This is a genomic window from Streptomyces sp. NPDC047017 (assembly GCF_040644175.1).
Lineage (GTDB): Bacteria > Actinomycetota > Actinomycetes > Streptomycetales > Streptomycetaceae > Streptomyces.
The window spans coordinates 21,137-45,240 of record NZ_JBEYVW010000024.1 but is presented as its reverse complement, the minus strand read 5'-3'; the positions used below and the strand labels follow the sequence as shown (position 1 = coordinate 45,240).

At 74.4% G+C, this 24,104-nt stretch carries 15 protein-coding genes; 9 read left to right on the top strand and 6 right to left on the bottom strand.

From position 1 onward, the window contains the following. Nucleotides 1–183: 183 nt before the first annotated feature. Genes ABZ858_RS31885 through ABZ858_RS31875 form a run of 3 tightly spaced genes read left to right on the top strand, consistent with a single transcriptional unit; the run spans nucleotide 184 to nucleotide 6,159 of the window. Nucleotides 184–2,427 (top strand): bifunctional glycosyltransferase family 2 protein/CDP-glycerol:glycerophosphate glycerophosphotransferase, encoded by a 2,244-nt coding sequence (locus tag ABZ858_RS31885; protein ID WP_361386511.1) that lies wholly within the window; start codon nucleotides 184–186, stop codon nucleotides 2,425–2,427. 7 nt (nucleotides 2,428–2,434) lie between these two features. Then, entirely contained in the window at nucleotides 2,435–4,789 is a 2,355-nt protein-coding gene (locus ABZ858_RS31880; protein WP_361386508.1) for a CDP-glycerol glycerophosphotransferase family protein, read from the top strand. 38 nt (nucleotides 4,790–4,827) lie between these two features. Further along, nucleotides 4,828–6,159 carry a hypothetical protein gene (locus tag ABZ858_RS31875; protein WP_361386790.1) on the top strand — a complete coding sequence of 444 codons (1,332 nt, stop codon included), beginning with the start codon at nucleotides 4,828–4,830 and terminating at the stop codon, nucleotides 6,157–6,159. A gap of 11 nt (nucleotides 6,160–6,170) precedes the next feature. On the opposite strand, the gene ABZ858_RS31870 is transcribed toward ABZ858_RS31875, so the two are convergent. Next, nucleotides 6,171–6,584, bottom strand: coding sequence for an organic hydroperoxide resistance protein (locus tag ABZ858_RS31870; protein WP_361386505.1), 414 nt, complete (start codon nucleotides 6,582–6,584; stop codon nucleotides 6,171–6,173). A gap of 108 nt (nucleotides 6,585–6,692) precedes the next feature. Here ABZ858_RS31870 and ABZ858_RS31865 point away from each other — a divergent pair, with 108 nt between their 5' ends. The 4 genes from ABZ858_RS31865 to galE all read left to right on the top strand — a co-directional run bounded on the left by ABZ858_RS31865 (nucleotide 6,693) and on the right by galE (nucleotide 11,320). Beyond that, on the top strand, nucleotides 6,693–7,187 hold the full coding sequence (locus ABZ858_RS31865) for a MarR family transcriptional regulator (protein WP_361386502.1): 495 nt from the start codon (nucleotides 6,693–6,695) through the stop codon (nucleotides 7,185–7,187). A gap of 109 nt (nucleotides 7,188–7,296) precedes the next feature. Beyond that, the gene (locus ABZ858_RS31860; RefSeq protein WP_361386499.1) at nucleotides 7,297–8,583 is read left to right on the top strand and encodes a glycosyltransferase 87 family protein; all 1,287 of its coding nucleotides are present in this window, start codon (nucleotides 7,297–7,299) and stop codon (nucleotides 8,581–8,583) included. A gap of 46 nt (nucleotides 8,584–8,629) precedes the next feature. Then, complete coding sequence (locus ABZ858_RS31855; RefSeq protein WP_361386787.1) at nucleotides 8,630–10,246, top strand: glycosyltransferase family 2 protein; 1,617 nt, start codon at nucleotides 8,630–8,632, stop codon at nucleotides 10,244–10,246. A gap of 93 nt (nucleotides 10,247–10,339) precedes the next feature. Next, nucleotides 10,340–11,320: a UDP-glucose 4-epimerase GalE gene (galE, locus tag ABZ858_RS31850; protein WP_361386496.1), complete on the top strand. Its 981-nt coding sequence runs from the start codon at nucleotides 10,340–10,342 to the stop codon at nucleotides 11,318–11,320. A gap of 1,096 nt (nucleotides 11,321–12,416) precedes the next feature. Here galE and ABZ858_RS31845 read toward each other — a convergent pair. Further along, entirely contained in the window at nucleotides 12,417–13,043 is a 627-nt protein-coding gene (locus ABZ858_RS31845; RefSeq protein WP_361386493.1) for a TetR/AcrR family transcriptional regulator, read from the bottom strand. Nucleotides 13,044–13,225: 182 nt separating this feature from the next. Between ABZ858_RS31845 and ABZ858_RS31840 the strand changes: the two genes are divergently transcribed. Next, the gene (locus ABZ858_RS31840; protein WP_361386490.1) at nucleotides 13,226–14,140 is read left to right on the top strand and encodes an ABC transporter permease; all 915 of its coding nucleotides are present in this window, start codon (nucleotides 13,226–13,228) and stop codon (nucleotides 14,138–14,140) included. Further along, a complete protein-coding gene (locus ABZ858_RS31835; RefSeq protein WP_361386487.1) occupies nucleotides 14,133–14,930 on the top strand; it encodes an ABC transporter ATP-binding protein in 798 nt (265 codons plus the stop codon). The genes ABZ858_RS31840 and ABZ858_RS31835 overlap by 8 nt, the downstream gene beginning before the upstream one ends. A gap of 37 nt (nucleotides 14,931–14,967) precedes the next feature. Here the strand turns inward: ABZ858_RS31835 and ABZ858_RS31830 are convergent, their stop codons facing one another. From ABZ858_RS31830 to ABZ858_RS31815, 4 genes are all read right to left on the bottom strand, one after another. Continuing rightward, nucleotides 14,968–16,482 (bottom strand): hypothetical protein, encoded by a 1,515-nt coding sequence (locus ABZ858_RS31830; protein WP_361386484.1) that lies wholly within the window; start codon nucleotides 16,480–16,482, stop codon nucleotides 14,968–14,970. Between the two features lie 240 nt (nucleotides 16,483–16,722). Next, on the bottom strand, nucleotides 16,723–21,657 hold the full coding sequence (locus ABZ858_RS31825; RefSeq protein ID WP_361386481.1) for an NAD-glutamate dehydrogenase: 4,935 nt from the start codon (nucleotides 21,655–21,657) through the stop codon (nucleotides 16,723–16,725). A gap of 502 nt (nucleotides 21,658–22,159) precedes the next feature. Then, the gene (locus ABZ858_RS31820) at nucleotides 22,160–22,828 is read right to left on the bottom strand and encodes an HAD hydrolase-like protein (RefSeq protein ID WP_361386478.1); all 669 of its coding nucleotides are present in this window, start codon (nucleotides 22,826–22,828) and stop codon (nucleotides 22,160–22,162) included. A gap of 30 nt (nucleotides 22,829–22,858) precedes the next feature. Further along, nucleotides 22,859–23,368, bottom strand: a complete 510-nt coding sequence (locus tag ABZ858_RS31815) for a hypothetical protein (protein ID WP_361386475.1) — start codon at nucleotides 23,366–23,368, stop codon at nucleotides 22,859–22,861. Nucleotides 23,369–24,104 lie beyond the last annotated feature (736 nt).

Here is a 24,104-nt window from a genome sequence, read left to right as displayed (position 1 = left end):
CGGCCCCGCCCCGGCCCCCCACCTGGCGGCCGACTGGCCGGCCGGGCCGGTGCGGAGGAGCGGCCGGGACGACCGGAACCACCCAGGCGGCCGGAACGGCCGGCCGGACTGGACGAGTCGGCGGCCTGACCGGCCAGTACGACCCCCCGGCCCAGCAGACGACACAGAGAGCCAGTGACCCCCATGCCCCGCTTCAGCATCATCGTCCCGTCCCACGGGGACGGGCCGCCCCCCGGTCGCGGCGGTTCGCGGCCGGTGGGTGGCCGGCTGTCCCTGGCCCTGGACTCGGTGCTCGCCCAGTCCTTCGGTGACTTCGAGCTGATCCCGGTGTGCGGCGGGCCCGGCGCCCCGGCCGCCGGGGTGGCCGCGGAGTACGCCGAGCGGGACGCCCGGGTGCGCCCGGTCCAGTCGCCGCCGGCCGCCGGGCTCGCCGGGGCGCGCAACGCCGGGATGCGCGCGGCGACCGGCGCGTACCTGCTGTTCCTGGACGGCGACGACACGCTCGCGCCGGGCGCGCTGACCGCGCTGGCCGACCGCCTGGCGGAGACCGGTGACGTCGACGCGCTGTACTGCGCGTACGAGCGGGTGCCGTGGTGGGAGGGCGTGCCGGCCGCACCGGCGGCGCCCCTGCCGGCCGCCCTGCCCGCGCGGGCCTTCGCCCCCGCCGAGGCCCCGCACCTGACCGGTGTCGCGCGGCCCGCGTGGAGCGCCGTCTACCGCCGCGCCTTCGTGACCGGCCACCACCTGGACTTCCCCGCCGGGGACCACACGGATCTCGGCTGGGGCGGCCTGGTCACCGTGGCCGCCGAGCGGATCGCGGTGCTGCACCGGGTCGTCGTACGCCATCTGCTGCCCCGGCGGGGCAGCCGTCTCGAACTCCCGGGCGAGCACCCGTTCGACCTCCTCGACCAGTCGGAACGGGTGCTCGTCCGGGCCGCCGAGCAGGGCCTGCCCGCCGAGCGGGCGGCGGCCCTGTTCGGACAGGTGATCGACGCCCTGGTGACGGCGGCGGGCCGGGTGCCCGCGCGGCGGCGCCGGGCCTTCCGGCGCCGGGCCCGGCGGCTGTACCGCGCCCACCGCCCGGCCGGTCTCCGGCCGCCCGGCGGCCTCGCGGGCCTGCCGCACCGGCTGCCGGCGGCCCGCGGGTACGACGCCCTGCGCGCGGCGCACGCCGCCGCCCGGCTCGCCGCACGGGCCGCGCGGGCGGCCGCCGCCTGCCGCGCGGCGGCCGGGAGCCTGGGCACGCGCCTGGCCTACCGGTGGCACCTGCGCCGCCCGCTCGACGAGAACCTCGTCGTCTACTGCGCGTACTGGGGCCGCGGTTACGCGTGCAGCCCGGCCGCCCTGCACGCCAGGGCCCGTGAACTCGCCCCGCACCTGCGCGGGGTGTTCCTGGTCGAGGCGGACCAGGCGCACACCGTGCCCGCGGACGTGGAGCACGCGGTGCTCGGCAGCCGCCGCGCCTGGCAGGTGCTCGCCCGCGCCAAGTACCTCGTGAACAACGCCAACTTCGCCGACGCCGTCGTCAAGCGCCCCGGCAGCGTGCACGTGCAGACCCAGCACGGCACCCCGCTCAAGACGATGGGCTGCGACCAGTCGACGTACCCGGTGGTCGCGGCGCAGACCGGCAGCTTCACGAAACTGCTGGCCCGCGTGGACCGCTGGGACTACAACCTGTCCGCCAACCGGCACTCCACCGAGGTGTGGGAGCGCGCCTTCCCCGGCGCCTGGGAGGCATTGGAGTACGGCTATCCGCGCAACGACCTCTTCCTGACGGCGGGCGCCGAGGACGTGGCCCGGGTCCGCCGCGAGCTGGGCGTCCCCGAGGGCGCGACGGCCGTGCTGTACGCCCCCACCCACCGCGACCACCACGGCGGCTTCGAGACCGGCCTCGACCTGGAGGCGTTCTGCGCGGCGGCCGGCGAGGACGTGGTCGTGCTGCTGCGCGCGCACTACTTCTACGACCGGGGCGGCCGGGCGGGCAGCGGCCGGATCATCGACGTGACCGGGCACCGCTCCACCGAGGAGGTGTGCCTGGCCGCCGACGCGCTGGTCACGGACTACTCCTCGATCATGTTCGACTACGCCGCCCTGGACCGCCCGGTCGTGATCTACGCCGACGACTGGGAGGTGTACCAGGAGACCCGGGGCGTCTGCTTCGACCTCCTGGAGACCCCGCCGGGACCGGTGGCGCGCACCCCCGAGGAACTGGCGCGGGTGTTCCGCGACGGGTCCTGCGCGGGCGCCCGGTCGGCGGCGCTGCGGGCCGCGTTCCGGGAGCGGTTCTGCCAGTTCGACGACGGCCGGGCCGCCGAGCGCGTCGTCCGCCGGGTGTTCCTGGGCGAACCGGAGGCGGCGCTGCCGCCCGTGGTGCCCCTCGCCCGGCGTGTCCCGGCCCCGGCCGCCGCCCCCCTCGTAAGGAGCTGACCCCGCCGTGCCCCGCCTCAGCGTCATCGTCCCCTGCTTCAAGGTGCAGGGCTTCCTGCGCGAGTGCCTCGACTCGGTGCTCGGCCAGTCCTTCCGGGACATCGAGGTGATCGCCGTCGACGACTGCTCACCGGACGGCTCCGGCGCGATCCTCGACGCGTACGCCGCGCGCGACCCGCGGGTGCGGGTGCTGCACCTGCCGGAGAACGCCGGGCTCGGCCGCGCCCGCAACGCCGGGCTGCCGCTCGCCACCGGCGACTACCTGCTCTTCCTGGACAGCGACGACACCCTCACCCCGGGCGCGCTGGCCGCCATGGCCGACCGGCTGGCCGAGTCCGCCGAGCCGGACGTGCTGGTCTTCGACTACGCGCGCGCGTACTGGTGGGGCGGGACGCGGCGCAACGCGCTGGCGCGAGTGCTGGCCGAGGCCGGGGACGCCGCCTTCACGGCCGCCGAGCGCCCGGAGATCCTGGACCTGCTGATGGTGGTGTGGAACAAGCTGTACCGGCGGGCCTTCGTCGAGGAGCACGGTTTCGCCTTCCCGCCCGGCTACTACGAGGACACGCCCTGGACGTTCCCGGTCATGCTGGGGGCCGGCCGGATCGCGGTGCTCGACCGGATCTGCCTGTCCTACCGCCAGCGCCGGCAGGGCAACATCCTGTCCACCACCAGCCGCAAGCACTTCGACGTCCACGACCAGTACGCGCGGGTCTTCGCGCACCTCGACTCCCGTCCCGAGCTGGCCCGGTGGCGGCCTTACCTGCACCGCAAGATGGGCGAGCACTGCCTGGACATCCTCGCCAAGCCGGACCGGCTGCCGCCGGGCGACAAGGCCGAGTTCTTCCGCCGCACCGCCGAGATGTTCCGCGCCCACCGGCCCCCCGGAGTGCCGGTGGAGGGCGCGGTCCGGGTGCTGGAGGGCGGCTGGACGGCGTACCGGATCAGGCGGCAGGCCGGGCGGGCGGAGCGGGAGCTGGGCCGCCGCCTCCAGCAGGTGCGCCGGGTGGCGGCGCGGCGCGCGAAGGGCGGCTGGGCGGCGCTGCACACCCGCCGGCCGCTGGAGGAGGACCTCGTGCTGTACTCGGCGTTCCGGCACCGCGGGGTGCTCGGCGACCCGGCGGCCATCCACCGCAAGGCGCGGGAGATCGCGCCGCACCTGCGCGGGGTGTGGGTGGTCGCCGACGCGGAGCAGGCGGAGCGGGCCGGGCTGCTGCCGCCCGAGGTGGAGTACGTCCTCGCGGGCTCCCCGCGCCACCGCCGGCTCGCCGCCCGGGCCGGGTACTTCGTCAACAACGTGGACTGGCCCGAGGTGCCGGACAAGCGGCCCGGCAGCGTGCACGTGCACACCCATCTGGGCACCCCGCTGAAGTACATGGGGGCCGATCTGCTGGGCAAGCCGGGGGCCCGGCGCGGCGTGGACGTGCCCGGGCTGCTGGCGCGCGCCGACCGCTGGGACCACAGCCTGGTCGCCAACCGCCACTCCGAGCTGGTCTGGGAGCGGGCCTATCCGTGCGGTTTCGCCTCCGCGCGCACCGGCAGTCCGCGCAACGACGTCCTGGTCGGCGCGGCCGGCTCCGCCCGGACGGACGGTGCGGCCGGGGCGGACGGTGCGGCCGGGGCGGACGGCGCGGCCCGAAGGGACGGTGCGGCGCTGCGGGCCCGGCTGGGCATCCCGGCCGGGCACACGGTGGTGCTGTACGCGCCGACCCGCCGCGACTACCGGCGCGAGGGGTACGTGGAGCGGTTCGACCCGGCCCGCCTCGCCGCGGACCTGGGCGAGGGCCACACCCTGGTGGTGCGGCTGCACCCCTCGCTGGCGGCGGGCCCGGCGCGCGGCCTCGGCCTGGCCGAGCTGCACCGGCGCGGGGTGCTCGTGGACGCCACGGACGAGCCGCACGCCGAGGAGGTGCTGCTCGCCTCGGACGTGCTCGTCACCGACTACTCCGCCCTGATGTTCGACTACGCCCATCTGGACCGGCCGATCGTGGTGCACGCGGACGACTGGGGGGCGTTCACGGCGAGCCGGGGCGCGTACTTCGACGTGACCGCGCGACCGCCGGGCCATGTCTCGCGCTCGTACCCGGAGCTGGCGCGGCTGTTCGCGTCCGGGCGCTGGCGGGACGCGGAGTCGGCGCGGCTGCGGGCCGCCTTCCGGGCGCGTTTTTGCGAGTGGGACGACGGCTGGGCGGCCGAGCGGGTGGTGCGCACGCTGATCCTCGGCGAGCACGGGTGGACACCACCACCGGCGGCGCCGTCCGGCCGGTCCGCGGCGGACGCCCGGTCCGCGACGGACGGTCCGTCCGCGGCGGGCGGCCGGCTGCCCGCGCAGTCCGCCGGGCACGACCGGCTGGCGGCGTCATGAGGCCGCGCACGCTCTGGCCGCGCACGCCCCGGCCGCGCATGTCCCGGCCGGGCCGCCTGCGGCCGCGTACCTGGCGGCCGCGTACCTGGGTGCTGGTCCTGGCCGCGCTGTTCGCGCTGGTGCAGCTCTCCACCGTGACCGGCCGGGACACCCCGGACACCAAGAACTACCTGGCGTACGCGCTGAGCCTGCGCGGCGAGGACAAGCGGGCCACGGCCGCCGTCACGATCGACTACGCCTGCGCGGGCCGGGCGGCGCGGGCCCGCCGGGAGCACAGCGTGGACGTGCTGCGCTTCCGTGCGCCGAGTCCGGCCGCCCGGGTGGCGCGGGCCTGCCGGGCGGAGCTGTGGCGCGAGGTGGACACGCGGCTGCGGGCCGGGCAGAGCGCCGGGCACACGCTGCCGTTCATGTCGGTGCGCTTCATGCGGATCTTCGAGGTGCGGCCCGGCTACCCGGTGTTCCTGATCCCGTTCGTCACGGTCCTCGGGGCGACCTGGGGGCTGTGGGCGGCGGGCGTGGCGGTCACCGCGGCGGGCGGTGTCCTCGTGTATCTGGTGCTGCGCACCCGGCGGGTGCGGGTGCCGGTGGCGCTGACCGGCCAGGCCCTCTACTACGTGCTGCCGTGCGGCACCACCGCGATGCGGCCGATGACCGAGGGCCTGATGATGGCGCTGACCCTGGCGGCGCTGTGGGGCTGCGCGCGGGCGCTGGCGGGCCACCGCCGCTCCGGGTACGCGCTGGTGGCCGGGGCGCTGCTCGCGCTGTTCACGGTGAAGCACTCCCAGGCGCTGTTCCTCGGGCTGTGCCTGGCCGGGGCGGGCGCGGTGGTCTGCGGGCGGCGGTGGGCGCGGCGACGGCCGGCGGGCCGGGAGGTCCTGGTGGTCACGGCGCTGGCCGGCTGCGCGGTGGCGGGCACGCTGCTGGCGGCGCGGGCGCTGCACTACCCGACCGAGTCCGACAGCCTCCAGGACCTGCTCACCGACCACTACGCCCGGCCCGACCGCGCCCACCCCTGGCCGGAACTGCTGCGCCTGGAGGCGCACTTCTGGCGGGAGTGGCTGCGCCGGCAGCTGTGGCAGCCGCTGTTCGCGGCGTTGCTGGCCGCGGGCGCGTGGGGCGCGCTGCGGCGGGGCGGCCGGGCGTTCGGCGCCTTCGTGGTGGCGGTCGGGTGCACCGGGCTGCTCAACCAGGCGGCACACCCCGACATCACGGTGTGGGGCGACCGGCTGATCGTGCTGGCCTGGCTGCTGCCCGTGATGGGGGTGCCGCTGCTCCTTGAGGCGGTGGCGGGGCGGGCCGCCGCGCGGACCGCGCTCCCGCACCAGGCGGGTGAACGCGGCGTCACGGCGGCCGATCACTCGATGGGGTGATCCCGGCGGGGTTACTCGACGACGAGTTCCACCGGGATGTTGCCGCGGGTGGCGTTGGAGTACGGGCACACCTGGTGGGCCTGCTCGACCAGCTCGCGGCCGGTGGCCCGGTCCACGGTGTCGGGCAGTTCCACGCGCAGGGTGACGGCGAGCGCGAAGCCCTCCCCCTGCTTTCCGATGCCGACCTCGCCGGTGACGGCGGCGTCGCTCAGGTCCACCGACGCCTTGCGGGCGACCAGCGCGAGGGCGCTGGCGAAGCAGGCCGCGTACCCGGCGGCGAACAGCTGCTCGGGATTGGTGCCCTGCCCGTCGCCGCCCAGTTCCGCCGGCGGGGCCAGCCGTACGTCCAGCTTGCCGTCGGAGCTGAAGGCGCGGCCTTCGCGGCCGTGGGTGGCGGTGGCGACGGCGGTGTAGAGCGCGTCCATGGAGAACCATCCCTCTCGGAACGTCGGTGGAGTCCGGTGCGTACCGCTTGAGTACAGCACACAATTAAATTGTGCACAACTGAATGACGTCAGAGCTACCCTGGGGGCATGACTACCGAGGTTCCGCCGGGCACCGCGCCGGACGAGGACTGGCTGCGCCTGGACCGCCAGATCTGCTTCTCGCTGCACGCCGCCTCGCGCGCCTTCAACGGTGTCTACCGCGTCCTGCTCGGCGAACTCGGGCTGACCTATCCGCAGTACCTCGTGATGCTGGTGCTGTGGGAGGACGGCGTCACCCCCGTGAAGCGGCTCGGCGAGCGGCTGCGCCTGGACTCGGGGACCCTGTCCCCGCTGCTCAAGCGGCTGGAGGCGGCCGGACTCGTGCACCGCGAGCGCAGTGCGCGCGACGAGCGGTCGGTCGAGGTGCGGCTCACCGCCGAGGGCACGGCGCTGCGCGAGCGCGCGGCCCGGGTGCCGCGCCGGATGCTGGCGGCGACCGGCTTCACCCCGGAGGAGGTCGGCGACCTGCGCGCCCGCCTGGACCGGCTCACCGACGCCCTGGACACGGCCGCGCTGGAGGAGCCGGACCCGGACCACGGGTGAGCGCACCGGCCGGCTCGCGCGGCACCCCCGCCGCCACCCGGCACACTTACCGGTGATTGCCGGTGTATCACCGCTTACGCGGCATTCACGCGGTCTACGATCCGCCGTGATGAGTGCCTTCCCGAGGGTGCCGCGCGCCCTGACCGTCGCGTCGACGAGGCACCGCCTCCTCGCCCTGACCGCCGCCTGGCTCCTCACCCGCGCCCTGATGCTGTGGCTGCTCGCCCGCGACACGCTGCCCCTGCTGGGCGGGGGCGCGGTGGCGCGCGAGGTGTGGAAGCTGTACGACCACTGGTACCTCGTGCTCGCGCACGGCGCCTTCCCCGCCCACGACACGCTGTGGCAGTACCCGCCGGGCGCCGGGGCGGTGCTGCTGTCCCCGGCGCTGCTGCCGGGCCTGACGTACTTCCAGGCGTTCGTGGCGCTCACCCTGGCCTGCGACGCGCTGATCGCGGCGGCGCTGGCCCGCGCGGGCACCCGGACCGGCCGCAGCCTGGGCGGGGCCGCCTACTGGACGCTGGGCCTGCCGCTGCTGCTGCACATCCCGCTCGCCCGCTACGACGTGCAGGTCACCGCCCTGGCCGTGCTCTCCCTGCTGGCGCTGGAGCGCTCCACGCGCGCGTGCGGCGTCTTCGCCGCGCTGGGCGCCCTGGTGAAGGTCTGGCCGGCGCTGGTCCTGCTCGGCACGCCCCGGGGCCGTGCGACGCGTTCCGCGTGGAGCTGGGCGGCCGGCGCGGGGACTGGGGCCGCCCTGGTCCTGGCCTGGGTGTTCCGCAACCCGCTGGCCTTCGTGCGCCAGCAGGGCGGCCGGGGCGTGCAGATCGAGTCGTTCGGCGGCACGGCGCTCGCCCTCGCGACCCACGCCGGCTGGCCGGGCACCGTCCGCTACCAGTACGGGGCGCTGGAGTTCACCGGCCCGCACGTCGCCGCCGTGGCCCGGATCTCGCTGGCCCTGTCGGCGGCCGCGCTCGGGCTCCTGGTGCTGTGGCGCGTCCGGGCCCGGCACTGGACCGCGGCCACGCCCTACGACGCCGCGCTCACCGCCGTACTGCTGTTCACCGTCACCAGCCGGGTGATCAGCCCGCAGTACATGATCTGGCTGCTGGGCCTTGCCGCGGTGTGCCTGACCTCCCGGCACACCACCCAGCGCCCGGTGGCCGCGCTGATCGCCGCGGCCTGCCTGGTCAGCGTGGTCGCCTACCCCATGCTCTACCGCGAGGTGGCAGGCTGTACGTGGACGGGCTGTGTGCTGATGTTCGTTCGCAACGGCCTGCTCGCGGCCGGCACGCTGCTCTCGTTCCGCCGGCTGTGGCGCTCGACGAGAGCACCGGCGCCGCCCCCGCTCCCCGACCCCGAACAGGACCGTCTCCCGTCCGGGACGCTCAGTCCGTCCTGACCGGAGAGGGCCGGCCGCACACCTACGATATGCGCCCGTGGACTCCATGCACTCGCGACCGCAACCGCACCGCACCGACCGGGTCGGCGTCGTCGTCATCGGCTACGACGACGCCCGGCGGATAGCGCACGCGGTGCGGTCGGCGCTCGCCCAGGGCGACGCGGTCCGCGAGGTCGTCGCCGTCGACGACTGCTCCACGGACGACACCCACGCGGTGCTCCAGGGGCTCGCCGGGGCGGACGGGCGGGTGCGGGTGATCCGCCGCGCGGCCAACAGCGGCGGCTGCGGCAGCCCGCGCAACACGGGCATCGACGCGGTCACCGCCCCGTACGTGATGTTCCTCGACAGCGACGACGTGCTGCCGCCGGGCGCGGTGGACGCGCTGCTGACGGCCGCCGAGGAGGCGGACGCGCAGGTGGCGAGCGGGCTGTGCGTACGCCGCGAGCTGCCCTCGGGGCGCGAGGTGCCCTGGCAGCCGCGGCTGTACGCGCGGCGCGCGGTGCTCGCCGGACCGGACGGGCGCCCGGACCTCGTGCACGACACGCTGTGCGTCAACAAGCTGTACCGCACGGACTTCCTGCGCGGACACGCGATCCGCTTCCCCGAGGGCCGCTTCCCCTACGAGGACATCGTGTTCACCGCCCAGGTCATGGCCGCGGCCCCGCGCCTGGTCCTGGTGCCGGACCGGGTCTACACCTGGCACGTGCGCCGGTCCGCCGAACGGCTGTCGATCTCGCTGGACCGGGCACCCATCGAGAACTGGCGGGCGCGCACCACGGCGAACGGGCAGGCGTACGCCATCCTGCTGGGCGCCGGGCGCAAGGAGCTGGCGCGCGCGGCCCGCGCCAAGTTCCTCGACCACGACCTGCGCATGTACGTGCGCGAGCTGGGCCTGCGCGACGCGCACTACCGGCGCGCGTGGTGGGCGCACACCCGCGCCTACCTCGCGGAGTACGACGCGGCCGACCGGACCGCCGAACCCGCCGCCCCCGGGCCGCTGCTCGCCCGGGTGATCCTGGCCTGCCCCGAGCCGCGCGACCTGCCCCGGCTGCGGGAGCTGGCCGCCCGCCCGGCCCGGCTGTGCCCGCCCTACCCGCGCACCGGCGACGGCGTCCCGGTCTGGGCCGGCGACCTGCCCGGCGTCACCCTGGAGCCGTACCTGACCCGGCCCGCGCACCGGCTGCCGCTCGCCGTGGACGCCACGCTGCGCCCCCGCCCGCGCGGCACCGTCCTGCGGCTGCGGCTGCACGACATGTACGGCCGGGTGGCCGCCGCGGGCCCGCGCGCGCTGGAGCTGGAGTGGCGGCACCGGGAGGCCGGCCGCTCGGCGCGGCGCGCCATCGCCGCGCTCACGCCCGCCGCGGACGGCACCTGGACGGCCGCGGCGGCCGTGGACCTGGCGGCCCTGGGCACCGGCAGCTGGGACCTGTGGCTGCGGGTGCGCTTCGCCGACGGCACGGCCCGCGAGGTGACCGCGCACGCCCGGACGGACGCCGGGCCACTGCGCCGCCGGGCCGTGCCGAGCCTGCGCTTCGGCGTCCTGCTCGCCCAGCCCTACGCCACGCACTCCGGCGCGCTCGCCCTGCGCCTGGCGACCGGCGCGCACGGCGCGCTCTCGGTGGTGCGCGGCCGGCTGCGGCGGCTGCGGCGGCCGCGGCGCTGAGCGGGCCGGCCCCGGGCGCCGCTCCCGCGGGCCCCCCTGGAACGACACGACCCCATCCTGATCCTGGAACAACCGACGAGGAGACGCCCGCACATGACCTGGCTGATCACCGGCGGCGCCGGTTACATCGGAGCGCACGTCGTCCGCGCGATGACCGGGGCGGGCGAGCGGGCGGTGGTCTACGACGACCTGTCCACCGGCATCGCCGCACGGGTCCCCGACACCGTCCCCCTGGTGGTGGGCTCCACCCTGGACGGGCCGCGGCTGGCCCGGACCCTCGCCGAGCACGAGGTCACCGGCGTGGTCCACCTGGCGGCGAAGAAACAGGTCGGCGAGTCGGTGGACCGGCCCCTGGAGTACTACCGGGACAACGTCGAGGGGCTGCGCGTGCTGCTGGAGGCGGTCACGGCGGCCGGCGTCGGCGCGTTCGTGTTCTCCTCCTCGGCGGCCGTCTACGGCATGCCGGACGTCGAACTGGTCACGGAGGAGACGCCCTGCGCGCCGATGAGCCCGTACGGCGAGACGAAACTGGCCGGCGAGTGGCTGGTGCGCGCCACCGGCCGGGCGACGGGGCTGGCGACGGCGTCCCTGCGCTACTTCAACGTGGCGGGCGCGGCCGCCCCCGAACTGGCGGACACCGGCGTCTACAACCTCGTCCCGATGGTCTTCGAGCGGCTGACGCAGGACACGCCGCCGCGCGTCTTCGGCGACGACTACCCCACCCCGGACGGCACCTGCGTACGCGACTACATCCACGTGGTGGACCTGGCGGACGCCCATGTGGCCACGGCCCGCGCCCTGCGCGGTTCCCCCGGCCTCGCCCGCACCCTCAACATCGGCCGCGGCGAGGGCGTCTCCGTGCGCGAGATGATCGACACGATCAACGCCGTCACCGGCTACGACCGCCCGCCGACCGTCACCCCGCGCCGCCCCGGCGACCCGGCCCGCGTGGTCGCCTCCGCCGACCGCGTCCGCACCGAACTCGCCTGGAAGGCCCGGCACGACCTGCACGACATGATCACCTCGGCCTGGGCGGGCTGGCTCCACCACCACCCGGAGGCGGCACGAGCCTGACGGACGACCGCGCCGGGCCGTCCCTCATACGGGCTGGGCTGGGCCACGCCTGGCGGGGCCGCTCCAGGCCGGGCCGAGCCCGGCCTCGCCGGGCCCGAGCCGGGCCTCGCCGGGCCAGGCCGGGGTCGGGCCAGGCAGGCCGGGGTCGGGTCGCGCCAGGCCGAGCCGGGCCGAGGTCGGGCCGGGCCGAGGTCGGGCCGCTCCAGACCGAGCCGAGCCGGACCGAGCCAGACCGGACCTCACGCGGGCTGGGCTGAGCCTGGCCTGGCCGCACCAGGCCGGGGTCGGGCCGCGCCAGACCGGACCGAGCCGGACCGAGCCAGACCAGACCTCACGCGAGCTGGCCTGGCCGCACCAGGCCGGGGTCGGGCCGCGCCAGACCGGACCGAGCCGGACCTCACCCCGCCAGGCCGGAGTCGGGCCGCTCCAAGCCGGACCGGACCGAGCCGGGCCGAGCCCCGCCATGCCGAGTCCGGCCTCACAGACCGGACCGGTGGCAGACGGGCAGGCCAACCGGCGGGCGGGCCTACCGGTCGGCCGGCTGGCAGGCCAGCCGGCCTCACCAAACCGGCCCGGACGGGCGGCAGGCGGGCGGGCCGACTGGCCGACCGGCGAGGTAGCGGGCCAGTCGGCGGGCAGGCGGGCACTCCCGCCGGCCTCACCAAACCAGACCGGGCCTCACCAGACCGGACCGGCGGCAGGCGGGCGGGCTGGCAGCAGGCCGACCGGCGGGCAGGCGGTCAGGCAGGCCGACCGGCGGGCAGGCGGTCAGGCAGGCCGACCGGCCTCACCAAACCGGCCCGGACGGGCGGCAGGCGGGCGGGCCGTCTGACCGACCGGCGAGGTAGCGGGCCAGTCGGCGGGCAGGCGGGCACTCCCGCCGGCCTCACCAAACCAGACCGGGCCTCACCAGACCGGACCGGCGGCAGGCGGGCGGGCTGGCAGCAGGCCGACCGGCGGGCTGGCGGCCCTGCCGACCAGCGGACAGGCGGGCAGGCGGGCAGGCAGGCCTGCCGACCAGCGGGCAGGCCGGCCGACCGGCGGATGGGCAGGCGGGCGGGCCTGCCCGCCAGGACAGTCGCCAGGCCCGCCGGACTCACAGTGCCTTGAGCGCCTCCGCCGTGCCCCGGGCCAGGGCGCCCAGGTAGCCCTTGGGCAGGTTCGGGGTGCGGATGACGACCGCGCGCCAGTACAGCGGGCCGGAGATCAGGTCGAGGGCCAGGTCGCGGTCGAGGCCGGGGCGGATCTCGCCGCGCTCCTCGGCCGCCGTGAGGATGCTGCTGGCCACGCCCTCCTGGCCGGCCCGCAGGGCGTTCTGCACGGCCTCGGCGAGGTCGGGGTTGCGGGCCGCCTCGGCCTGGAGGTCGGGCAGGATCTGCGAGGCCACCGGGTGGCGCAGGGCGCGCGAGGTCACCTCGTACAGCAGCCGCAGGTCCGTCTCCAGGGCGCCGGTGTCGGGCGCGGGCAGCCCCTGGACGGCGAGCGCCGAGACGACGTCGAGCACCAGGTGCAGCTTGGAGCGCCAGCGGCGGTAGACGGCGGTCTTGCCGACGCCCGCGCGCCGCGCGATCCCCTCGATGGACATCCGCGCGTAGCCGACGGCCGCGAGTTCCCCGAAGACGGCCGCCCTGATCGCCTCCGTCACGTCCTCCCGGAGCACGGCGGCCCCGGCGGGGGCCCGGCGGCGCGGACGCGTCTCGGATTCTCCGGCGTTCGTCGTCATGACACCCAGCATAGGGGTAACGACGAAACGGTTGCGTTCCGACGTCACTTGGCCCTACGCTCACGTAGCGACGATACGGCCCCGTCCCGACGTAAGAATTCGTGAAGAGAACCACGAGAAAACGGACAGGGGACACGGAGCCGGGCATCTCGCACCCCTCCCCCCGAGCGAAAGCAGCGGATGTGAGCCAGGTCCTCCACACACCGCCCCCGACCCCGGCTCCGGCCGAGGACGATCTCGCGGCGCTCGCCGCCCGCCACGGCCTGTCGGTCAGCGGCGCCCGCCCCTCCCTGCGGGAGTACGTCCAGCAGCTGTGGGCGCGCCGCCACTTCATCACCGCGTTCGCCACGGCCAAGCTCACCGCGCAGTACAGCGAGGCGAAGCTCGGCCAGGTCTGGCAGGTGGCCACCCCGCTGCTGAACGCGGCGGTCTACTACTTCATCTTCGGCGTCCTGCTGGGCACCAGCCACGGCGTGTCCGACTACATCCCGTTCCTGGTGACGGGCGTTTTCGTCTGGACGTTCACGCAGAACTCGATCATGGCGGGCACCCGGGCGATCTCCGGCAACCTCGGCCTGGTGCGGGCGCTGCACTTCCCGCGCGCCGCGCTGCCGATCTCGTTCGCGCTCCAGCAGCTCCAGCAGCTGCTGTTCTCGATGGCCGCGCTCGTGATCATCCTGCTCTGCTTCGGGGTGACGCCCGGCCTGGCCTGGCTGCTGGCCTTCCCGACGCTGCTGCTGCAGTTCGTCTTCAACGCGGGCGTCTCGATGGTCATGGCCCGGATGGGCGCCAAGACCCCGGACATCGCGCAGCTCATGCCGTTCCTGCTGCGCACCTGGATGTACGTCTCCGGTGTCATGTGGAGCATCGACGCCACGCTCAAGCACAGCCACATGCCGAGGCTCGTCAAGACGCTGCTGGAGGCCAACCCGGCCGCCGTCTACATCGACCTGATGCGCTTCTCGCTCATCGACAGCTTCAAGGCCCACCAGCTCCCGCACCACGTGTGGGCGTACGCGGTGGGCTGGGCGCTGCTCGCCGGTGCCGGCGGCTTCGTCTACTTCTGGAAGTCAGAGGAGAGGTACGGCCGTGGCTGAGCACGAGCGCAACGCCGAGAAGATCCCCACCGTCGTCGCCGACGGGGTCGACATCGTCTACCGGGTGCACGGCACGGGCTCGGGGCGCGGCTCCGCGACCGCCGCCCTCAACCGCATCCTGCGCCCCGGCAAGGCCGAGAAGGCCGCCGGCGCGCGCCGGGTGCACGCGGTGAAGAACGTGTCGTTCGTCGCCTACAAGGGCGAGGCGATCGGCCTGATCGGCACCAACGGCTCGGGCAAGTCGACGCTGCTCAAGGCGGTCGCGGGCCTGCTGCCGGTGGAGAACGGCAGGATCTACACCGATGGGCAGCCCTCCCTGCTCGGCGTCAACGCGGCGCTGATGAACGACCTGACCGGCGAGCGCAACGTGTACCTCGGCGGCCTGGCCATGGGCATGTCCCGGGAGCAGGTCAGGGAGCGCTACCAGGACATCGTCGACTTCTCCGGGATCAACGAGAAGGGCGACTTCATCACGCTGCCGATGCGCACGTACTCCTCCGGCATGGCGGCCCGGCTCCGGTTCTCCATCGCCGCCGCCAAGGACCACGACGTGCTCCTCATCGACGAGGCCCTGGCCACCGGCGACCGCGCCTTCCAGAAGCGCTCCGAGGAACGCATCCGCGAGCTGCGCAAGCACGCGGGCACGGTCTTCCTGGTCAGCCACAACAACAACTCCATCCGCGACACCTGCGAGCGCGTACTGTGGCTGGAGCGGGGTGTGCTGCGCATGGACGGGCCGACCGAGGAGGTCCTGGAGGCGTACGAGTCCTTCACCGGCGGGAAGTCCTAGCTCGGTTCCGGGGGGGCCGTGGGCCTGTCCGGGCCGCTCAGGGCAGCACCGCGTACAGGACCTGGCGGCCGGGGCCGTGGGCCACCGGGCGCAGCCGCGGGCCCCGTTCGGGCCGGGTGCCGTCCAGCACCCAGCGCACGGCGTACGCGCGCAGGATGTCCCGGCGTACGCCGAGCGGTGTGCTGCGCGTGTAGTAGCGGCGCACCGCCCGCTCCCGGCGGGCCTCGTCCGGCAGGAAGAACTCCGGGTAGCCGGCCGCCACGGTGTAGGCCCCGTACGCCGGGATCATCCGCGACGGCTCGTCCCGGGCCATCACGACGTCGCCGTACCGCACATGCGGGGTGATCCAGTGGTACCCGGGCCATGGGCGCGTGTAGTTGACGGCGACCGCGGCGGGCAGCGCGGCCCGGCCCACCACGTAGCCGAGCATCCCGGACTGCGTCCAGGCGCCCACGGCGAACGCGGCGCCCAGCACCCGGGCCCAGCGCACCCGCACCGCGCGCCGGGCGGGCCCCACCACGGCCAGCGCGGCGGCGAGCTGCGCCGGGATCAGGGCGGCGGGCAGCGCCCGGCCCCAGGAGTAGTGACCGGTGGCGAAGCCCGCCGCGCACACCAGCGCGCCCAGCGCGAAGAAGACCACGAGCGCGTCCCGGTGGTCGCGCCGCCCGCGCGGGATGAGCGCCGCCACCCCGAGCAGCGCCAGCCAGTACCGGCCCGGGAAGTACGCGTACAGCGCGCGGTGCACGCCCTCCAGGTCGCCGCCGGCCGAGAACAGCGCGAAGAAGTCGTAGTACGGCCACAGCCACAGCACCAGCAGCCCGAGGGCCGCCCCGGCGGCGAGCCGCGGCGCCAGTGACCGGCCGGGCCGGGCGGCGATCACGGTGGCGAGCGCGCCCAGGGTGGCGACCACGCCGGTGAACTGGTGGCAGAGCAGGATCAGCGCCCACAGCGCCCCGAGCCCGAGCCACACCTCCCAGCCGGCGCACGTGCGCAGCGCCCGGGTCAGCCACGCCCAGTGGTGGAAGGCGAGGCCCAGGGCGAACGCGCTCGGGTAGGACACCGTCAGCGCCAGGGAGTTGAGCGAGGGGAAGCCGCTCCAGTTGATCAGGACGGTGCCCCAGAGCAGGAGCAGGCTCAGCGCGGCCAGGGCGGGCGCGGCCCGGTGCGCGCTCAGGGCGCGCACGTACCGCCGTACGCCCGTCGCCAGCAGCGCCAGCGCGGCCAGCGCGGCCAGCCGCAGGACGACGAAGACCGACCAGCCGGTCAGCCGTGCGATGCCGCCGAGCAGGAGCATCCAGGGCGAGTAGTACGGGCTCGGGGTGTCGGCGTCGACGAGCGGGTTGCCCGGGTGTGCCAGGTCGTGGCGCAGGCGCTGGACGGTCGCGGCGTGCATGCCGAGGTCCCCGGCCCAGGGCAGCCGGACGACGACCAGGAGGAGCAGGACGAGGACCAGCGCGGCGGCGGCCCGGGGGGCGACGGAACGTTTCGCGGCGGCCGGCGGCCGCGCGGCGGCCCGTCCGGCGGGGCGCGCCTCAGACGGCGCGGCGCGCATCGTGCCGCAGGACCAGGGGGGTCACAGTCACGCGCGCCACTTTATCCGAATCATTCCTGATGATCCCGATTAGCAGGAAAGGAGAAATTTGCCGTGCCGTGTCTCGCGGTCGGCGGTCGGCGGTCGGCGGTCGGCGGTCGGCGGTCGGCGGCCCGGAAACGGCGGGAGGGCGCCCCAGGCTGTCCGGCCCGGGGCGCCCTCCTTCACGCCGTACTACGCGTGCGTACTACGCACGCCGTACTACGCGTGCGTGCGCAGCAGCGTCCGCATCGTCCGCATCGCCACCGACAGGTTGGCGAGGTCGAACGCGTCCGACCCGCGGATCTCCTCCAGCGTGGTGCGCGCCCGGGAGAGGATCGCCGCGTTCTTCTGCTCCCAGACCTTGAACCGCTGCTCCGGCGTGGCCGTGCCGTTGCCCGCGGCCAGGACGTCCGCCGTCAGGGAGGCGTGCGCCGCGTACAGGTCCTCGCGGATCGCCGCGCGCGCCATCGACTGCCAGCGGTCGTCCCGCGGCAGCTCGATGATGCGGTCCATCAGCTGGGTGATGGACAGCCGGTCGGCGAGGTCGTAGTACACCTCGGCGACGTCCATCGGGTCCTTGCCCATGCGGTCGGCCACCGAGACGATGTCCAGCGCCGGGAAGGCGGAGGAGAACCCGGCCACCCGCGTGGCCAGCTCGTCCGGGACGCCCGCGTCGGACAGCTCGTCGAAGACCTGCTGGTACCACTCCAGGTCCGCGCCCTTGAGCAGCTTCGGCAGTTCGGCCCAGACCAGCCCCACCCGCTCGGCGAAGAACTCGACCGTCCCGCCCAGCTCCAGCGGCTGCGGCCGGTTGTTCAGCAGCCAGCGCGTGCCGCGCTCGACCAGGCGGCGCGAGTGCAGCCGGATGCGGGTCTGGACGTCGGCCTCGACCTTGTTGTCCAGCGCCTCCACCGCGTCCCACACCGAACCCGAGCGGAAGATCGCGCGGGCCACGGTCTGCGCCCGGACGATCTCCTCCAGCGACGCGCCGGTCTCCTCCCGCAGCCGGTGCAGGTAGGTCGTGCCACCGGTGTTCACGGTGTCGTTGACCAGGACCGTGGTGGTGATCTCGCGGTGCAGCGGGTGGCTGTCGATCTGCTCGCCGAACCGCTCGCGCAGCTGGGTCGGGAAGTAGGTGTGCAGCAGGCCCCGCAGGTGCGGGTCGTCGGGCAGCGAGGTGTGCAGCAGTTCCTCGGCGACCGTGATCTTCGTGTACGCCAGCAGGACGGCCGTCTCCGGGCCGGTCAGGCCGTTGCCGGCGGCGAGACGCTCGCGGATCTGGCGGTCGGTGGGCAGGAACTCCAGCGCCCGGTCCAGGTGGCCCTCGCGCACCAGGTGCTTCATGAAGCGCTGCTGGGCGTGGACCATGTCCTTGGACTGGGCGAGCGCGTTGGCGATCGCCGTGTTCTGCGCGTAGTTGTTGCGCAGCACCAGCGCGCCGACCTCGTCGGTCATCTCGGCGAGCAGCTTGTTGCGCTGCTTGACGGTCATGTCGCCGTCCGTGACCAGGCCGTTCAGCAGGACCTTGATGTTCACCTCGTGGTCGGAGGTGTCCACGCCCGCGCTGTTGTCGATGGCGTCGGTGTTGACCTTGCCGCCGGACTGCGCGAACTCGATCCGGCCCAGCTGGGTGCAGCCCAGGTTGCCGCCCTCGCCGATCACGCGGGCCCGCAGGTCGCCGCCGTCCACCCGGATGGCGTCGTTGGCCTTGTCGCCGACGTCCGCGTGGGTCTCGGTGGACGCCTTGACGTACGTGCCGATGCCGCCGTTCCACAGCAGGTCCACCGGAGCCTGGAGGATGGCCCGCATCAGGTCGGCCGGGGTCAGCTTGGTGACGTGCGACTCGATGCCCAGGGCCTCGCGGATGTGCGCGTTGACCGGGATGGACTTCAGGGCGCGCGGGAAGATCCCGCCGCCCGCCGACAGCAGCTCGGTGTCGTAGTCGGCCCAGGAGGAGCGGGGCAGGTCGAAGATCCGGCGCCGCTCGGCGTAGCCGGTGGCCGCGTCCGGGTTCGGGTCGATGAAGATGTGCCGGTGGTCGAAGGCGGCGACCAGGCGGATGTGCTCGCTCAGCAGCATCCCGTTGCCGAACACGTCACCGGACATGTCACCGATGCCGACGACCGTGAAGTCCTGGGACTGGGTGTCCACGCCCAGCTCCCGGAAGTGCCGCTTGACCGACTCCCAGGCGCCGCGGGCGGTGATGCCCATGCCCTTGTGGTCGTAGCCCGCGGAGCCGCCGGAGGCGAAGGCGTCGCCGAGCCAGAAGTCGTACGACTCGGCGACCTCGTTGGCGATGTCCGAGAACGTCGCCGTGCCCTTGTCGGCCGCGACCACCAGATAGGTGTCGTCGCCGTCGTGGCGGACCACGTCCTGCGGGGGCACGACCTCGCCGGCCACCATGTTGTCGGTGATGTCGAGCAGCGCCGAGATGAACATCCGGTAGCTGGCGATGCCCTCGGCCAGCCAGGCGTCGCGGTCCGCGGACGGGTCGGGCAGCTGCTTGGCGACGAAGCCGCCCTTGGCGCCCACCGGCACGATCACGGTGTTCTTCACCATCTGCGCCTTGACCAGGCCCAGGATCTCGGTGCGGAAGTCCTCGCGCCGGTCGGACCAGCGCAGGCCGCCGCGCGCGACCTTGCCGAAGCGCAGGTGCACGCCCTCCACCCGCGGCGAGTACACCCAGATCTCGTACGCCGGGCGCGGCGCCGGCAGGTCCGGGATGGCCTGCGGGTCGAACTTCATCGAGACGTAGTCGTGCGGACGGCCCTGCGCGGACTCCTGGAAGAAGTTGGTGCGCAGGGTGGCCTTGATGACGGTGAGGAACGACCGCAGGATGCGGTCCTCGTCGAGGGAGGCCACCTGGTCGAGGGCCGCGTCCAGCTCTTCGAGCAGGGCGTCGACCAGCTCGTGCCCGGCGCGCTGGCGCTCCGGGGACATCCGCGCCTCGAACAGGGAGACGAGCAGCCGGGTGGTGTGGACGTTGTTGCGGAGGGTGTCCTCCATGTAGTCCTGGCTGAACGTGGAGCCCGCCTGGCGCAGGTACTTCGCGTAGGCGCGCAGCACCATCGCCTGGCGCCAGCCCAGCCCGGCGCTCAGCACCAGCGCGTTGAAGCCGTCGTTCTCCGCCTTGCCGGTCCAGGCCGCGGCGAAGGCGTCCTGGAACCGCTCCCGGGCGTCGTCGGCGAGGTGGTCGCCGTTGCCGGTGCCCGTCCTCGGCATGCGCAGGCCGAAGTCGTAGATCCAGGCCGTGGTGCGGTCCGCGCAGCGCAGCTCGTACGGCCGCTCGTCGGTGACCTCCACGCCGAGCCGGCTGAGCACCGGCAGGACCTGCGAGAGGGAGACCGAGCCGCCCTTCTGGTAGATCTTGAAGCGGCGCTCCTCGGGGGCGGCGCCCACCGGCTCGTACAGGCTGAGCGCGAACTTCTTGTCCTCGTTCAGCTGCTCCAGGTTGACCAGGTCGGCGACGGCGCCGCGCGGGGAGTGGTCGGCCTTGTAGCCCTCGGGGAAGGCGGCGGAGTAGCGGCGCAGCAGCTCGGCGGCGCGCTCCTCGCCCAGCTCGGCGTTGAGCGCCTCGGAGAAGGCATCGGCCCAGGACCGGGCGGCCTCCACCAGGCGGGCCTCGATGCGCTCCTTGTCGGCGTCGGACAGCTCGGGCAGGTCGGTGCCCTGCGGGACGCGGACGACGAAGTGCAGCCGGGACAGGATCGACTCGGTGTTCCAGGCGGTGAAGTCGACGCTGGTGCCGCCCAGCTCCTCCTTGAGGATGTCGATGATCCGCAGGCGCACGCCCGTGGTGTAGCGGTCGCGCGGCAGGTAGACGAGGGCCGAGTAGTAGCGGCCGTACTCGTCCTGGCGCAGGTACAGCCGCAGCCGGCGGCGTTCTTGCAGGTAGAGCACGGAGGTGACGATCGGCTCCAGCTCGGCGGGCGGGGTCTGGAACAGCTCGTCGCGCGGGTAGGTCTCCATGATCTGGAGCAGGTCGCGCCCGTCGTGGCTGTTGGGCGAGAACCCGGCCAGGTCCAGGACCTCGTCCACCTTGCGGCGGATGACCGGGACGCGGCGCACCGACTCGGTGTACGCGGCCGAGGAGAACAGGCCGAGGAAGCGGCGCTCGCCGATCACCTCGCCGTCGGCGTCGAACTTCTTGACGCCGATGTAGTCCAGGTACGACGGCCGGTGCACGGTGGCCCGGCTGTTGGCCTTGGTCAGCACGAGCAGCTTGTGCTCGCGGGCCTTGGCGCGGGCGTCGGCGGGCAGCCGCTCGAAGGACGGGCTGACCGGGTGGCTGTCCTCACCGGCGTGCTGCGGGTCCGATCGCAGTATGCCGAGACCGGTGCCGGGCACCGCGCTCAGGGAGTCGTCGCCGCGCAGCTCGTACTCGCGGTAGCCGAGGAAGGTGAAGTGGTCGGCGGAGAGCCAGCGCAGCAGCTCGCGGGCCTCCTCGACCTGCGGCCCGGGCAGGTCGGCCGGGACCGGCTCGTCGGCCAGGCCGTCGGCGATGCGGACGGCGGCGTCGCGCATCTTCTCCCAGTCCTCGACGGCCTCGCGGACGTCGGAGAGCACGCGCAGCAGGTCGGCGGTGATCTGCTTGAGGTCGGCGCGGTCGGTCTCACGGTCGATCTCGACGTGGATCCAGGACTCGATGTGCGCGTCGTGCGGCAGCGGCTGCCCGCTCGGGCCGGCCGGCAGCACCTCCAGGAGCTTGCCGGTCAGGTCGCGGCGGACCACGAACTGCGGGTGCACCACGACATGGATGCCGCGTCCCTGGCGGGTCAGCTCGTTGGTGACCGAGTCCACGAGGAAGGGCATGTCGTCGGTGACGACCTCGACGACGGAGTGGCTGCAGGTCCAGCCGTTCTCCTCGACGGTCGGGGTGTGCACCCGGACGTTGGCCGTGCCCTGCGGGCGGTTCTCCGCGAGGCGGTAGTGCGAGAAAGCGGCTCCGAAGACGTCGACCGGGTCACGGTCGGCGAGGTCCTCGGGAGCTGTGTGCAGGTAGTAGCGCTGGAGGAACGCGAGGACGGAGTCCCGGTCCGGGCTGCCCTCGCCTGTCATCCCGGCCGGGAGGTGCCCCCCGGCCGGACTGTTCTCAGCTACCCGAACGGCCCTTCCGAGCAATTCGGCCTTGGCTTCGTCCAGCTTGGTCTGCATTGTCCTCTGGCTCCTGTCGCGCGCCGTTGCGTGACGTTGATGGAAGTACGGTCTCGTCCCTTTCGGCGTACCGTCCCGGCCCGGGGTGTCCGGACCCTGTCGACGCTATGCCGCGAGACGCGAGGAGCGGGGGGATATCGGCCATCTTCGGCGCACCCGAGGGGTGTGACGCTGCTCTCGGCGGCGCCGCTGCCCGGGGGTGACGCGGCGTCCTGGGGGCCGTCGGGGCCCCGTCCCGCCCGCGAGGACCAGCGACCGCCGCCCGGTCACGGTTGTGTTCCGTGCACACCGGGCGCAGGGCGGAGGCGAAGGCGCCCCCGCGAACTATCGCGCTGATCACGCCACCAGGCTATCGCTCTTCACGGGGCTCCCGTCATGAGCCGTATGTGTACAAAACCGGGGGTGGAACTTTGACGTTCTGCACAGCGACGGGAGAGGTCCGGCCGGTTCCCGTGACGGGGGCGGTCCGTCCCCCGTGACGGGGGCGGTCCGTCCCCGGCCGTCACGCGGCCAGGCGCTGGGCCTCCTCGACCGCCTCGTGCAGGGTGTCCACCACCGGCACACCGGCCCCCTCCAGGCTGGCCCGGCCGTGCGAACCGCCCGTGTACAGCACGGCCTTGGCCCCCGCGTGCCGCGCGGCCAGCGCGTCGTCGGCGGCATCCCCGATCACCACCGTGCGCGCCGGGTCGGCGACGCCGGCCAGCGCGCCGAGGTGGCGCACCATGTCCTCGGCCTTGCTGCCGCCGGACGGCCCGGTGCGCCCGTCGACGCGTAGGAAGTGCGCCTCTATCCCGAAGCCGCGCACCAGCGGGACCAGATCGTCGTGCCCGTACATGCTCAGGATGGACTGGCTGTGCCCGGCCGTGGTCCAGCCGGTGAGCAGCTCCACCGCGCCCTCGGCCAGGCCGCAGCGGACCCGGTGCTCGGTGTAGTGCCGGTGGAACGTCCCGTCCATGATGTCCCACTCGGCCTCGGTGGGCAGCCGCCCCATCAGCCGCTCGTAGAACTTGGGCACCGGCACGCAGTACAGCGCCCGGTACCGCTCCAGTGTGATCGGCGCCAGGCCGAGTTCGGCGAACGCCGCGTTCGTCGCTCCGATGATCGCGTCGTTGTCGTGGAACAGCGTGCCGTTCCAGTCCCAGACGATGTGCGCCCCTGAGTGCATCCCCATGTCCAAGACCGTACCCGCCACCACTGACAGTCAGAACCTCTCGCCCACCGCCACCAGATTCGCGATCTCCTGCGTGGCGAACCACAGCAGCTCGTGGTCCTCGGCCGCCTCCACGGTGGACCGCGCCCCGTCGTCACCGGCGTCCGCCGCGGCCAGGGCGCCCGCCGCCGCGGTCACGTCCGGCCCGGCGTCGTCCGCGTCGACGTGCACCGCCGCCGCCCTGGCCAGCGGCACGGGCCCGGTCACCCGCACCTCGCCGGGCTCCGCGGCGTCCGCGCCGCCGCTCGCCGCGCCGTCGGGGACGTCCACGGCGACCACGACCCGGCGCCGCGCGGCGGCTCCGTCGGCGGCCAGCAGCCGCAGGGAGGCCAGCGCGGCCTGGTTCAGCGCGGCGTACTCCAGTTCCTCCAGGTCGTCGGAGCGGTACCACTCGCGCAGGGCGGGCGTGACGGCGTAGGCGACGAGCGGCCCCGCGCCCAGCTCTCCCGCCTGGTACGCCGCGGCGAGCCCGGGGAGGGTCAGGGGGACGTAGACGCGCATGGCTGGCCGCTTTCTGGTCGGAGGGGCGGCGTAGCTCCAGGCCGCCCGGACGCCCTTCAGGATACGTGCGGGGCCGCGCGGGGGTCCCCTTTCGTGTCCCCGCCGACCCCCTCGGACCCGTCCACCCCACGCCTCACAAGTCACCCGGTACGTCCCTCTCACCGCCCGGATTTCGCACCCCGCGGTCACCCGGATAGGTGAATCCGCCGGGCGTGCGACGCGGGCGACGCCTTGCTTGCCCCTGCCGAACCGGGTCCCGTACAAGATCCCTGCACGAAGTTACCGATCGGTAGAACTCGGTGGAACCGTGCGTCGCAGCCATGACGACATCGCAGAACGGGGACTCATGAACAAGGTCATGACCAGGGCCCAGCGCCGCCCGGCCACCCGCCCCCCGAGCCGCCACGACACCCGCCGCCCCGGCGGCACACCACCCCGCACGGCGGACCCTGCCGGCCGGGACCGGATGGCGGGGGCGGGGGCGAGGGCGAGGGCGAGCCAGGGCCACACGGCGGGGACCGACCGTGACGGCACGGCGGGCACGGGCCGAGGCCGTGGGGCCGGAGCGGGCCAGAGCCGTACGGCGGAGACCGACCGAGACGGCACGACAAGCACGAGCCGGGATCGCACGGCAGCCGCGAGCCAGAGCCGTACGGCGGAGACCGACCGAGACGGCACGACAAGCACGAGCCGGGATCGCACGGCAGCCGCGAGCCAGAGCCGTACGGCGGAGACC